This window comes from Pseudoalteromonas sp. c7(2019) (assembly GCF_011378625.1).
GTDB lineage: Bacteria > Pseudomonadota > Gammaproteobacteria > Enterobacterales > Alteromonadaceae > Pseudoalteromonas > Pseudoalteromonas arctica.
In genome coordinates, this window is the sequence record NZ_WTKS01000019.1 from 24,272 (window position 1) to 37,895 (window position 13,624).

11 protein-coding genes are annotated in these 13,624 nt (G+C 38.5%); 4 read left to right on the plus strand and 7 right to left on the minus strand.

Annotated features, from left to right (window positions below):
• Positions 1-8: 8 nt before the first annotated feature.
• From GQR38_RS17690 to GQR38_RS17710, 5 genes are read right to left on the minus strand one after another with little or no spacing between them, the layout of a single operon-like run.
• Positions 9-1,631, minus strand: a complete 1,623-nt coding sequence (locus tag GQR38_RS17690; RefSeq protein ID WP_165722831.1) for a sensor histidine kinase — start codon at positions 1,629-1,631, stop codon at positions 9-11.
• Between the two features lie 11 nt (positions 1,632-1,642).
• A complete protein-coding gene (locus tag GQR38_RS17695) occupies positions 1,643-3,163 on the minus strand; it encodes a tripartite tricarboxylate transporter permease (RefSeq protein ID WP_008136529.1) in 1,521 nt (506 codons plus the stop codon).
• 3 nt (positions 3,164-3,166) lie between these two features.
• Positions 3,167-3,634 carry a tripartite tricarboxylate transporter TctB family protein gene (locus GQR38_RS17700; RefSeq protein ID WP_008136528.1) on the minus strand — a complete coding sequence of 156 codons (468 nt, stop codon included), beginning with the start codon at positions 3,632-3,634 and terminating at the stop codon, positions 3,167-3,169.
• 12 nt (positions 3,635-3,646) lie between these two features.
• Positions 3,647-4,618 (minus strand): tripartite tricarboxylate transporter substrate-binding protein, encoded by a 972-nt coding sequence (locus GQR38_RS17705; RefSeq protein WP_024589481.1) that lies wholly within the window; start codon positions 4,616-4,618, stop codon positions 3,647-3,649.
• A gap of 11 nt (positions 4,619-4,629) precedes the next feature.
• Complete coding sequence (locus GQR38_RS17710; protein WP_165722830.1) at positions 4,630-5,871, minus strand: porin; 1,242 nt, start codon at positions 5,869-5,871, stop codon at positions 4,630-4,632.
• A 499-nt stretch (positions 5,872-6,370) separates the two neighbouring features.
• On the opposite strand from GQR38_RS17710, the gene GQR38_RS17715 reads away from it, so the two are divergent.
• The gene (locus GQR38_RS17715) at positions 6,371-9,349 is read left to right on the plus strand and encodes a DUF3857 domain-containing transglutaminase family protein (RefSeq protein ID WP_165722829.1); all 2,979 of its coding nucleotides are present in this window, start codon (positions 6,371-6,373) and stop codon (positions 9,347-9,349) included.
• Between the two features lie 664 nt (positions 9,350-10,013).
• Here the strand turns inward: GQR38_RS17715 and ylqF are convergent.
• Positions 10,014-10,958, minus strand: a complete 945-nt coding sequence (gene ylqF / locus GQR38_RS17720; RefSeq protein WP_165722828.1) for a ribosome biogenesis GTPase YlqF — start codon at positions 10,956-10,958, stop codon at positions 10,014-10,016.
• A gap of 91 nt (positions 10,959-11,049) precedes the next feature.
• On the opposite strand from ylqF, the gene GQR38_RS17725 reads away from it, so the two are divergent.
• Complete coding sequence (locus GQR38_RS17725; protein ID WP_033026171.1) at positions 11,050-11,586, plus strand: YaeQ family protein; 537 nt, start codon at positions 11,050-11,052, stop codon at positions 11,584-11,586.
• Positions 11,587-11,769: 183 nt separating this feature from the next.
• Positions 11,770-12,375, plus strand: a complete 606-nt coding sequence (locus GQR38_RS17730; protein WP_010554854.1) for an alpha/beta fold hydrolase — start codon at positions 11,770-11,772, stop codon at positions 12,373-12,375.
• Here the strand turns inward: GQR38_RS17730 and GQR38_RS17735 are convergent.
• Positions 12,372-12,581 (minus strand): hypothetical protein, encoded by a 210-nt coding sequence (locus tag GQR38_RS17735; protein WP_007579816.1) that lies wholly within the window; start codon positions 12,579-12,581, stop codon positions 12,372-12,374. The two genes, GQR38_RS17730 and GQR38_RS17735, sit on opposite strands and share 4 nt — an antisense overlap.
• 334 nt (positions 12,582-12,915) lie before the next feature.
• On the opposite strand from GQR38_RS17735, the gene GQR38_RS17740 reads away from it, so the two are divergent.
• Positions 12,916-13,389, plus strand: a complete 474-nt coding sequence (locus GQR38_RS17740; RefSeq protein ID WP_004334993.1) for a Dps family protein — start codon at positions 12,916-12,918, stop codon at positions 13,387-13,389.
• Positions 13,390-13,624: the final 235 nt, after the last annotated feature.

Below are 13,624 nucleotides of genomic sequence, written 5' to 3' on the forward strand. Positions count from 1 at the left end.
TGCTCTTATTATTTTGGAATGTAAACACTTAGTCTTGCACCAAGTAGGTCTGACTCACCAATTTCTAACGTGCCACCGCATGAGTCTAAATTTGTTTTTACTAAATATAAACCAATACCATGCTCTGCTCCTGATTTAGAGCTGTACTGAGGGGTAAAAATAACATCATGGTCAGAACCTAACCCAAAGCCTGTATCTTCTACATCAAATAAGAGAGTTTGGCTGGTTTCATCAACGGTTACCCGTACTTTTGCAGAGCGAGAGTTCGATGACCTAATAGCAGCCTCAATCGCATTATCTATAAGGTTACCTAAAATAGATACAACTCGCTCGAGCATATCTTTACGTGCAATAACACCAAGTAGGCTGTCGGGGTTAAGCTCAAGCGCAACATTTAATTCTCTTGCTTTATGATATTTACCCACCAACAAACCAGCAAGCACAGGGTCTTGTATGCGCTCTAACAAGTTATGAATTTGTGCCTGAGAGCCCTGGCTTTCTTGCCCTATTATTTCTATAGCTTGTTCGTTTTTGCCCATTTGCACTAACGCACCAATTAAGTTGAGCTTATTAGAATAGTCATGAGTTTGTACCCTTAAAAGCTCTGCAAAAGCCTGAACTTTAGTAAGTTGTTGGCTTAAATACTCAAGTTCATCAGAGGGGCGCATACTCAGTAAAATACCATCCGCCTGCCCTTGCACTTGCAAAGAAAATCTCGATAATATAAGGCGTTTATCGGCGGCAAATAATTCAAAACCCACTATTTTACGTCGCTGATTACGCAATAAAAATTCTGCATGTTCAGGTAATAAATCGTTTAAGCTGAGGTTCTGATTAATAATTGAAGTTGGTTTATCTAATATTTCGCAGGCGCGTTGATTGAGTTTTCGTACTTTTCCGTCCGGGTCGAGTGCAATAATACCGCTGCGTACCGTATTTAAAATTGCATCTTGTTCTGAAAACAAACGTGCAATTTCATCTGGCTGCAGGCCAAAAATAGCATTTCTGACACGCTGTCCAATATAAATAGCCGCCAGTATACTTAAACCTACAAGTATTAAGCCCCATATTAAAATTTCACTACTGCGAGAGAGAATAAGCGGATCGATTGATTGTACTAAAAAACCAACCGATACAACGCCTACTATTTCATTATTACCTGCGTACACCGGCACTTTGCCACGAATTGATTCACCTAAGCTACCATGGGCCACCGAAATATAGCGTTCACCTTTTAATGCAGCTTGGCTATCGCCTCCGACCATTTTTTTGCCAATTTTATCTTCATCTGGATGCACAATACGAAGCGCATTTTCATCGCCAACAACAATAAAATCAGCACCTACAAGCTGTCGTAAATCTTCAATTTGCATGTTAATAGCGGTTAAGTCACTAGGTATTTTCAGTGCATTAATTACATCAGCACGTGTGGCAATACTGCTTGCTACAGCTAATGCTTTATCACCAATATGGTTATGTAAGCTTTGCGCTGTAAGTTGATACACCAACGCGCCAAATAATAAAGCCTGCAATACACACAATCCTGTTACCCAAATAATTAATCGTGTTTCTAATCGCTTAGGTTTTATGGCCATGTTTTGCAATGGATTTAGCTTGTTGGTGTTTTTCATTTCATTCTCAATTATGCATTTACTTTGTCTGCACGGCGTTGCATTAAATAATCTTTTAACGGAAACAACAGCACTAAAATTGAAATTACAAATATGCTCAATGTTAGCGGACGATCCCATAAAAAGCTTAATGAGCCATCAGAAATCATCATTGAACGACGGAAGTTTCGCTCAATCATATCTCCTAATATAAAACCTAATAATAATGGTGCCATAGGAAATGACAGTAATCGCAATACTAGCGCAACCACCGCAAATCCTACCATCATAAATAAGTCGAAGGTATTGAAGGACACTAAGTAAACACCAATTAAGCTAAAGAACAATATCATCACGGTGAGTACCGACTTAGGCATTGCTAATACTTTTGCAAAGTAAGGAATAAGCGGCAAATTTAAAATAAGCAGTACAATATTACCAAAGTACATACTTACAATAACCGCCCAAAATACACTTGGGTTTTCTTGCATAAGCATTGGACCTGGTTGAATGCCGTAAGCAATCAAAGCACCTAGCATAATTGCCGTAGTACCTGAGCCCGGAATACCAAGCGTTAACAGTGGAACAAACGATCCTGTACACGCCGCATTATTTGCCGACTCTGGCGCAGCTAAACCACGTAATGAGCCTTTACCAAACTTTTCTTTCAAACCTTTTGGCGCTAAATTTCGCTCTGTTGCATAAGCCATAAAGCTTGCAATAGTTGCACCAGCACCCGGTAACACCCCCACTATAAAACCTAAAATAGACGAGCGACCAATCACTGGTGCTATCTCTTTAATCTCGGCTTTACTTAACTTGGTTGAACCTATTTGCGGTGTGTCTGAGTCATTAATGTTTTTAGCATCTTTTTTCTCTGGTTTTACAACATTTACAAGCGCCTCGGCTAATGCAAACGTTGCCATAGCAACCAGTAAAAAGCTTATTCCGTCGAGTAAATCAGGTTGCCCAAAGGTAAATCGGTCAGTCCCTGATGATGGATCAATACCAACCGTTGCTAGCATCAAGCCAAACACAGTCATCATCATTGCTTTTAAAAATTGCCCTTTATTTGAAAATGCTGCAATAGCTGTTAAGCCTAAAAACATCAACACAACATAATCAGGGGATTGAAAACTCAATGACACTTTTGCTAATAAAGGTGCAGCTACCATTAATAATATGGCGCCAATCGTTCCGCCTATAAAGGAGGAATAAGCAGCAATTGCCAATGCTTTACCTGCGTGCCCTTGTTTAGCAAGCGGGTAGCCATCAAAGGAGGAAGCTACCGTACCCGCCACGCCAGGCGCATTAATTAAAATAGATGACGTAGAGCCACCAAAAATAGCGCCGTAATAAACACCCGCCATTAAAATCATGCCCGAATCGGCGCCAATGCTGTAAGTAATTGGGATCATCAAGGCAATTGCGGTAATTGGCCCCAATCCTGGTAACATACCTATAAAAGTACCTACCAAGCAGCCAGCTATAACGTACATTAAATTATTAAAGTCGAGCACGGTCGACAAACCAAGCATAATTCCATCAAACATAACTTAACTCCACAAATCGCCCGGAACCAAGTAAATACCTAATACTTGAGTCATCAAAAACCAAAAAACCACCGCAACCGGTATCGATGCAAATAGCAAAATTCCCTTACGTCTTTCGCCCATCACAAAAAAGCCCGCAAGCAAAAACGCACTAGTAGAAATTAAAAAACCAATTGGCTCCAGTGCCGCGCTATAAATTACCATTAATATTAATAAACCAAAGGTGCGCAGTACGTGTGACTTTTCAAGAACATCATCAGTATTAGTTTTCTCTCTTGGTTTAAGCAATGTTGAACCAATAGAAAGTAAGCACACCACAATACCAAACCCGGCATATACTTTAGGAAGTGTCGCTGAGGTAACCGTTTCGTATTCTTCAAACGGTAGTAGCGGAATTTGCCATGCAACCACAGCGTATAAAGTAAATAGCGCCAAGAATAAACTTGGCCCTATTAATTCTCGATTCGTCATTTTAAACCTCGATTACGGCAATGTGCGGATAAAGCCAAGCTCTTCCATTACAGCTCTAAGCTGCACTTCTTGTGCTTCTAGTGACTTAATAAACTCATCTTTTTCTTGAAAAAGATTTAGCCAACCGTTACGAGCTCGTACAGCTTCCCACTCAGGTGTACTTTGCAACTCACGTAGTTTTTTTGTGTACTGTGCTAACTTTTCAGCGGGTAAATTAGGCGCAGCAAAAAGACCACGCCAATTAACAAATTCCATATCGTAACCTAGTGACTTAAGTGTTGGTATTTTTGGGTAATCAGGTAAGGGCTCACCCGATGTAACCGCTAAAATACGTGCTTGACCACCGTTAGCTACTTCAAGCGCTTCACTTAAGCCAGTAGAAAGTAAATTCACTTCGCCTGAAAGCAACCCAGCCTTAGCTTTACCGCCTGCATCGTAAGGAATATAACGTAGGCGTCGACCATCTATACCCGCAGCTTTAACTGCTTGAGCCGCCACTAAGTGATCCATACTGCCGCGAGCAGAACCGCCCGCTACTTTTACCGAACTTGGATCTTCTTTTATTGATTTAATAACATCCTCCCAAGTTTTAAATGGAGAATCGTTACGCACTACAAACGCGCCATAATCTGCAATCATACTGGCTACAGGTGTTAAATCGCGATAGCTATAAGGAATTCGGCCACTTAACGCGCGCAATACGATAGGCGTTGAGTTAACCATTAAAATATCGCCCTTTTTAGTGCCCGACTCAATTAAATACGCAATAGCACGACCGCCTCCACCACCAGACATATTTTGAAAAGATGCATTATTTTCAATGCCCGACTTAACTAACCCTTCGCCTATACCACGGGCTGTTGTATCCCAACCACCACCAGGTCCGCCAGGGATTAAAAAGTGAGTGTCGGCCATTGCCATTGGGCTACTAAGTACTAACGATGCTGCAAATATGGTCGTTTGTAATGATTTAAATAATTTCATTGTGTGTCCCTTTAAAATAAATACTGCATACGTGCACTAAAGCCCATACCAGAGTCTTCGTCGCCAACCAGCGCAGTAGTACCGGCACCTTCTACATCGCTGTAAATTAGATTACCCATAAACTTAATATCACTACTTACGTAATAAGATGTACCTAATGTATAAGTTGTCGCTTTTGTGCCTTGTAAGCTACTTGTAGCATCTACTTCTGAAACACGTGCCACCAACTCCCATGCATCTTTAATATTTTTAGGTTGTACAAATAATGCAGAGCTCGCTTTGTATTGGCGCTGTTCTCTACCTAAAAAGTAACTTGCCGATACATGAAAACCATCAAAGCGCTCGCCATCTAAAAAATCAGCACTATTAGCGGCATCAAGTGAGCGGCTTGCATATTCAGCCTCAAGTGTTAAAGAATCCGCCTGATAAGCAAACTCAAGACCGGTTTGCGATAAACTATCAAGTGGGCTTGTTACACCACCAGCAGCATAATCAACAAGGCGAGTATTAGTCTCGCGCACTTCACCACGCGCAAAACGTGCGCCTAATTCATTGCCACCCATATCGCGATATGAATGCCACACGCCTAAATGAATTACATCGCCAGGTGATGTACTCGACCATGTAGCACGCCCAGTAATAGCAAGAGTAAGCTTATCGTTTTCATCGCTACCTGTTGCACCAAATGCATCATTTTTATAAACGCCTATCGCGTAACGAAAGCCAGAGTCTTTAAAATATTGATAGGCAGAAGCGCCCCAACGAAAAAATGGGGAGAAAGTATTGGCAAGCGAACTACGCTCAATTGTATTAATGTGCTTTGAACTGGTTAATGCATTTAGCGATATATCTTCGCGAATTTTACCTGCTTTAACTTTAAGTCCGTTATCAAACGCATAACGAACACGCGCCATCACTATTTCAGCAGTGCCTTCGGCAAACTCGAGTAACAACTTGTGATCCCAATTTCCGTGCTCACTTTCAACGTAAGTACGAATACGACGAGGGAAAAAATTGCTCCCGCCAGAGCCCTCGTTATCAGCATTGTAAGCACCATCAAAATAGTTGTAGTCGAGCTGAATCCGTCCACCAAACTCTAAATTAAAACCACTGGTTGTTTTTAATGCACTTACTTCTTTTTGTAACGCATCTAATTGCTCTTGTAGTTTTTGCGTATCGTTATCGGCTAAAACGGATGTACTTGCTAATGCTGCAGCAACTGCCAAAGCGAGTTGTGTGTTACTTGCTTTCATTATTTTCTCCACGCTTGTGTATGTATTTATTGTCAGGTAGATAAGCGACGACAAACTGCTATCTAACTCGCAGCTTATTGTTAACGTGAAATTAACTAAATATTTAGAAGGTAAGGTGCATTGATGATCGTTATATGCTTTTTGCTCATAAAGTTCATGAACAAAAAGAGCAAAAACAGTTACTGTTATATTTTGATTTATAAACACTTTTAAAGGTTTGAATGATTACCGTACGAATAAATAGATAGGATTTTTGCAGCTCTAATAAAGCCCACAATAAAGTAGGCTTAGCTAATTATGATTTAGCAATACAACTAGAAAATCATTTTAGGAACATTTGAGGGGGGTTAAGCGTTTCGCACTTACCATAGCAGTTTATTTATATACTATTAATTAACTGCTCAACAATGAATTTGTTAACATCACATTGTCAAAAAAGCCTGAATTTGGTACATTATTCCTTCAATAGTATTTATAAAAACAACTATAAGACCCTACAATGAAATGGAACTTCCTTCGACTCAGCTCTTGGCTAATTGCACTTACCTTATTAATTTCCTCTCATAGTATTTTTGCGCAGCAATATAAAATAGATAAACCAGCTAATTGGGTTAATACACATATTATTGAGCAACCCAAGCATTCCGACATAACCAAAGTACGTGACGGCACACTTTATTTGTTACTCGATAACCAATCCTATATACCGAGCAGACAAAAACAGCAACGCTATACGCGTTTGGTTATGAAAGCTTTAAATCAAAGTGGTGTTGATTATATAAGCCAGCTTAATCTTGATTTTGATCCAAGTTATGAGTCGCTAACACTAAACAGCTTAACGATTATTAGAAATAATGAGCGTATTGATAAGCTTGGCAGCGCGAGAATGACGGTTATACAAGGTGAATCTGAGTTAGCTGATCGTATTTATAATGGTAGCTTATCACTCAACATTATTATTGATGATATGCGCAGTGGCGACATACTTGATTACAGCTACACAGTGGCAGGTAGCAACCCTATATATGCTAATAAATTTAGTACAAGACGCACGCTAAACTGGTCGGTACCCGTAGTGCAACAAAATATGCGTGTACTTTGGGGTAAACAAACGCCTTTACATATTAATACAATAAACGGCACAGCAGATATTCAAGAAACGCTTAACAAATATGGCAAAGATTATTCTATAACTCTTTTTGAAGAACCCTTACTCGAGCAAAATTCTCAAACCCCAACGTGGTACGACCCATATACACAAGTTTACTTTTCTGAGTTTGACGATTGGGGTCAGGTAGTTAACTGGGCATATCCACTTTATCAATCAGCCATAGAAACCCCAAACAGCATTTTGGATGTAGCTGAAGAAATAAAAGCGAAACACACAAAAACATCAGACAAAATTGCAGCAGCACTGCGCTTTAGCCAAGACGAAGTTCGATATTTAGGGCTTGAAATGGGCACTAACTCGCATCAACCAACGTCAGCTTCAGAAACGCTTTCGCTACGATATGGCGATTGCAAAGATAAAACAGTACTGCTTATCTCGTTATTAAAAGCGATGGATATAGAGGCCTTCCCTGCGCTAGTTGATACAGAGGAAACCAAACGTTTAAAAGAACTTCCACCTTCTGCAAGTGTATTTAATCACGTAATTGTTACGCTTAAACAAAACGGAAAACGCTACTGGCTCGATCCTACGGTTAGCTACCAACGAGGTACTCTCGAATATTTAGCACAGCCTGATTATGGCTATGCCCTAATTATTGATAAAGGTGAAACCACTTTAACTTCAATGGCGCAAAAACCTGTACATACAAATGTATCTGTAGAAGATAACTTTTTTATTGCTGAAAAAGTATCTGAGCCATCACGTTTTGAAACCCAGTACACTTATGCTGAATTTGAAGCTATTAACCGAAGAAGCAATATAGCCAGCAGTGGTCTAAATAGCGTTGCTAAATCTTACTTCGAGTATTACCAAGGCTTTTTAAAGGGTCTATCAATCAATGAAGCAATGACTATTAGTGAACAAGAACAAAAGGGTAAACTAATAACCAAAGAATCGTATTTAATTAGTGAATTTTGGGAAAAAACAGACGAAGGCTACGAAGCTAGTTTTTACGCGAATGAAATACAAAATAGCGTTTACGAACCAAAGCAGGTAAATCGCACCGACCCACTCTACTTTGGCTACCCCAATATAATTAACACCACAATAAAACTACATTTTGCAGAAAAAGGTTGGGGATTTGATAGCGATCAACAAGAAATTGATAACGACTACTTCAATCTAAAAACAACTACTGAATTTAATGATAACGTTTTAACACTGAGTTATGACTATTACGCAAAACAAGATCATATTAAAGCCGCTCAAATAGATGATTATTTAGCACAGCGTAAAAAGTTAATATCAGCAACCCATTACCCTATTCTAAAATACGCGAAAACGACCGAAACACCTCAAACAACAGCTGATGTGCTAGATAGCTTTGGTTATAGTTGGCTTAAATATGTGTTGGCTGGCTATATTTTAGTACTCATATTCTTTTTCGCCGATTGGCGATTAGAGTCAGCAAAGAAAGTAAAATTTGAAGATAGTCCATTTTATGCAGTATCTGTAACTAAGTTTATTATTTACAGTATTTTAAGTTTAGGCATATTTGTTAACTACTGGAGTTATCGTAACTTTAAAGCCATTAAAGAGCGCGATAACTCAAGTATTATGCCTATTGCTCGAGGTATATTTGCATTTTTATGGTATTACCCTTTGTATCTCGCACTTGCAGAGCACAGCCAACAACAGTTAAACAAAAATAGAGTAATGCCTAACTGGACTGCCTTAACACTCTGGCTAATGGTACTCGCCAGCGTCTTTGCTTATCGTATGGACGAATACGCAACCATAGTGATTTGTATAATGCCATTTTTATGGTTGCCTCTAGTTAGTTACATTGAACAAACCGATACAAGTAAAGAAGCCCTACATTACAACTCGTACTGGCGAATTAGACAGTATTTAATCTCGCTTGCGTTTGCACCTCTATTATTTTTAGGCGTACTTCAAGAAGTAAATATTTTACCCAATGCCGCAATTATAAAAGGCGATAGTTTATGGTCTTACCAAGTACACTTTTTAAAACGTAATCGCCTAACACCTGAAAACGAAGAAATACTTTATTTTTATAGCGATGCAGTATTTGATTACCGAGAAGACGGTAACGGAATAACCGAGAACTATATTTTTAGTTACTACAAAAACGATGACGGCAGGCTTGAATCGGATCTTAGTCACTTTAAAGACATAGAAAAAATAGAAACCACCTACGGTAAAACCAAACTTGATAACACAAGCATTAAAGTAATAAAAACTGACGGTAGTGATTTCTTGCTCATTGTAGGGCGTCTAAACAAGCAGGATAAAGTACTAGTGGAGCAGATTAATTTACGTATAACAGCAAATAAAGTGCGTTAGTGGCTTAAAATATCCAATTAAGTACGAATATTTTTAGCCACTAATTAAAGGCTGTTGATCTTTGGGGGTTAAGATTTTATAAGAGACTATTTTATTTGATATCAAAGCAGTCGCTGTCTTGGAAGGCGATAAAATCATTCCTAGCTTGAATTTATTTTAACTTTGAAAGATCAATACTTTTATAATAAAAATTCATATCAAATTATTCAATAAGTATTAAACATCTATTTTTTATTCTTAATTGTTCAGCCAAGATAAGCATTTTTATGAAATGGCAGTGCTAACTAGCCGATTTATATATGAATAAAAAACAAGCGTCACAATAATAAGAATTATTTGCATTTAGGTGTTGACAGATAGTTAGATCTAACTGATAATCAATATCAACAAGGCGGATTGCATACCACTTGTTAAGGAATGAATTGATTTGTTTCTCGACCCTGAAACAACGTGTGGCGCACGTAAACAGCTATGGTTACTTGTTATGAACCGCAACGCCCCTTGATGTTGATGATGAGTAACCGCCCTACTATTTTACTTGCTACATTGCTCATATCGGTGACGGTAGATATGAAACTAAAAAAGCCCTTACGGGCTTTTTTTATGTCTGTAATTTAATAAAACTAAATCACTTTAATTAAATAACCTGAACTCTGGTTAAATATTAACGACGGTTTTTACGAGCTCTTGCCCGGCGTTGAAGCTTCTCTTCTTCTTTAGCTGCTTTTTTAGCTTCTGCAGCGGCGCGTAAACCAGCAACCATTACTTCTTCTTCCTCACGCATTTGCGGAGTTTCCATAGTAATACGGCCAATAATACCGTCGCGTAATTCGTTGATTAGTATTTCAGACATTTTATATGTGTCTATTTGATTACCACCACGAATACAGCCGCGTTTTTTACCCGCCATTTCAACAAATTCCCAATCACTCTCAGGAAGATCAGCTATTTTATAACGCGCTTTTAAAAGCTCAGGGTATGCACGCAATAAGTACTCAGCGGTGTAACTTGCTACTTCTTCATACTCAAGCGCCGTATCACGAATGGCACCGGTAGCGCCTAAACGATAACCTGAGTTTTCATTCTCTACTTTTGGCCACAACATACCTGGCGTATCGTAAAGCATAATACCGTCTTCAAGCTTAATGCGTTGTTGTGCTTTGGTTACCGCAGGTTCATTACCTGTTTTTGCAACTATGCGTCCAGCCAGTACATTAATTAACGTAGATTTACCCACGTTAGGAATACCCATTATCATGGCTTTAATTTGCTTATCTGCACCCACTTTATGCGGCACTAACTTTTTACAAAGCTCATTTATACGACTTACTTCAGCTGCTTTATCATGTCCAAAAGAAATCGCTTTAACACCATTTTCTTGCTCAAAATAATCTTTCCAGATTTGAGTCATTTTAGGATCAGCTAAATCAGCTTTGTTCAAAATTTTGATGACCGGCTTACCTTCACGCAAGGTTGCCACCATCGGGTTTTCACTACTGTAGGGAATGCGCGCATCAAGCACTTCAATGATCACATCCATTTGTGGCATTATTTCTTTAATTTCATTGCGGGCTTTATTCATATGCCCAGGGAACCACTGGATAGCCATTTTTAACTCCTAACGTATAATTAACCGCTATTTTAACTGGCAATTCATTTAATTGCGCTATACTGACGCAAATTTTTTCAGATTAGTTGTTATGGCTCTTAAATCCACCATTATGAAAGTGCAGTTATCGCTTAGCGATATGGACCGCCACGTTTATCAAGATTTTAATTTAACCTTGGCTCAACACCCTTCAGAAACAGATCAGCGGTTGATGATTCGCTTACTCGCTTTTGCGCTAAATAGCTGTGATGGTTTAGAATTTACTAAAGGATTAAGCGCTGATGATGAGCCTGAACTTTGGCATGTAAGCTATAGTGAAGAAATAGAACTATGGATTGAACTTGGCTTACCAGATGAAAAACGCCTTAAAAAAGCCTGTAATAAATCTAAAAAAGTGGTGCTATATACTTATGGTGAAAACAATCAAGCAATTTGGTGGCAAAAACACCAACCTAAATTGTATGAATTTAAAAATCTAAGTGTTTTTAGCCTTGATTATGCAGCAACACAAGCACTTGCTGCTTTGGTTGATCGTGGAATTAAGCTCGCCATTACCATTCAAGATGGTGAAGTATGGGTAAATACCGATACAACCAATATTGAAATAAAACCGCTACAGTTAATGTAATTACGGTAGTTATACCAATTGCATTAAATTAGTTATCTATTATAGCGACAAATAAATAAGTCGATAACAAGGCGAAAATTATGACATATAGTTGTTCTATATAAATAATTTTTAACGCAGGTAGCGGATTATTTAATACGCTAGAATGATCATGTTTTTAATAAAATTGGTATTAGGGAGCATATGAAAGTTAAACACGTTATTGTTTTACATGGCTTGTATATGTCTGGCTTTGTTATGCGCCCACTTTGTTCACGGCTTGAAGAATCGGGGATGACAGTATTAAACATTACCTATAATACGCTCGACCCTCACCGCGATACCATATTTGCACAAATTGATGAGTGTATTTCTAACGAGCCTGCAGCGCTTGTATGCCACTCTATGGGAGGGCTTATTGCACGTGCTTACCTAGAGGCAAACTCCCCTGCTAGCCAGAATGTTACGAAGGTCATTACGCTTGGTACTCCACACAAAGGCAGCCATATTGCGCAAAAGATGAAGCAAAAAGGGTTTGAATCATTTTTAAAAAATAGTGTTGAGTTTTTACTCACTAAAAATGGTAATTGGCCTTTTAAGGCTAAGCTTTACAGTATTGCGGGCGATTTACCTATTGGGCTTATGCCCTTAATAGTCAAAGGTAGCCAGTCAGATGGCACTGTATTACTAGATGAAACCAAACTTAAAGGTATGGCCGAACATAAAGTGTTTCATTTAAGCCATACCAGTATGATTTACTCGCGCCAAGTACTCGATTACATTTTAAAGTGCTTAAACGAGAAAGATTAATCCTCAGCATTGGCTGCTATTTTATAACTAATTAAAAATACCACTGCCAATATAAGCGGAATCGGCGCCGCAATGTAGCCAAAAAAATCTGAGTTCGCAAAGCTTGCACCCGCTAAGTGCGCTACTAACCCAAGTACAAATGCGATGACTGCAATTCCTACCACTATTAACTCTGCTTTATTTTGTTTCGCTGTTTTTGCATGCATGTTATCTCTCCTAATTATTTCGACAACATTATTATGCGCCGTTAGGGTGGATGATTTTTGACCTGCATCAATAAAAAAATAGCTAAGTTATTACCTTGAATAAAGTTTGTTTTAGATCATGATTTATATACTTTTGAGGTTTATTTACTTTTGAGGGGTAGTATTTTTATTAATCAGACCCACTTCTATTAATAGTCTAAAGTGAATATAGGTATCAAAAACAGCTAATAGGTTAAAACTATTAACTAGATACATTTAAACGATTTTACTAATTTATCGAAATTAGTAATACTTATCACAAGTTCACAAACAAACGGTTATTCAGGAGCAAGTTATGTCACATGTAAACGCAATTGGTCTAAACAGCGCAAAAAGCGAAGACATCATAAAGTCACTCAATACATTATTGAGTAGCTACCAGATTCAATACATGAACGCGCGTGGCTTTCACTGGAATATTAAAGGCCGTAACTTTTTTGAACTACACGTTAAGTTTGAAGAGATTTATAACTTACTACTTCTTAAAGTAGATGAAGTTGCAGAACGTATTTTAACGTTAGATGGCGCACCTCTACATGCATTTTCTGATTACCTTGAAGTAAGTAAAATCAAAGAAGCTAAAGGTATTAGTGATGGCGTTACAGCCGTAGAAAACCTACTTGCTGGTTACAGCACATTAATTCACATGCAGCGTGATATTTTAAGCCAAGCTGGTGATGCAGACGATGAAGGTACAGCCTCACTAATGAGCGATTACATCTCAGAGCAAGAAAAATTGGTTTGGATGCTAAAGGCTTACTTAGACTAAACTAGCAAAAAAAAGCCCTCAATGAAGAGGGCCACAAATAGGGATAAATCGTTAAATAATCAAGCGATTCGGTTACTATATTAGTCTCCTCCCAATACTAAACAACGCCCCTGTTACCAGTGGCGTTGTTTTTGGTTTAAGTGGGCACAATGCTCATATATTGGGATAAACAATGTATAAGCATTACTGCTCTTATTATTTTTTCCAATAAAAAAGCCCCAGCGATACTGAGGCT

Coding starts and splice junctions, on each gene's coding strand:
- GQR38_RS17690 (WP_165722831.1), bottom strand. CDS start 1,631: ATGAAAAACACCAACAAGCTAAATCCATTGCAAAACATGGCCATAAAA.
- GQR38_RS17695 (WP_008136529.1), bottom strand. CDS start 3,163: ATGTTTGATGGAATTATGCTTGGTTTGTCGACCGTGCTCGACTTTAAT.
- GQR38_RS17700 (WP_008136528.1), bottom strand. CDS start 3,634: ATGACGAATCGAGAATTAATAGGGCCAAGTTTATTCTTGGCGCTATTT.
- GQR38_RS17705 (WP_024589481.1), bottom strand. CDS start 4,618: ATGAAATTATTTAAATCATTACAAACGACCATATTTGCAGCATCGTTA.
- GQR38_RS17710 (WP_165722830.1), bottom strand. CDS start 5,871: ATGAAAGCAAGTAACACACAACTCGCTTTGGCAGTTGCTGCAGCATTA.
- GQR38_RS17715 (WP_165722829.1), top strand. CDS start 6,371: ATGAAATGGAACTTCCTTCGACTCAGCTCTTGGCTAATTGCACTTACC.
- ylqF (WP_165722828.1), bottom strand. CDS start 10,958: ATGGCTATCCAGTGGTTCCCTGGGCATATGAATAAAGCCCGCAATGAA.
- GQR38_RS17725 (WP_033026171.1), top strand. CDS start 11,050: ATGGCTCTTAAATCCACCATTATGAAAGTGCAGTTATCGCTTAGCGAT.
- GQR38_RS17730 (WP_010554854.1), top strand. CDS start 11,770: ATGAAAGTTAAACACGTTATTGTTTTACATGGCTTGTATATGTCTGGC.
- GQR38_RS17735 (WP_007579816.1), bottom strand. CDS start 12,581: ATGCATGCAAAAACAGCGAAACAAAATAAAGCAGAGTTAATAGTGGTA.
- GQR38_RS17740 (WP_004334993.1), top strand. CDS start 12,916: ATGTCACATGTAAACGCAATTGGTCTAAACAGCGCAAAAAGCGAAGAC.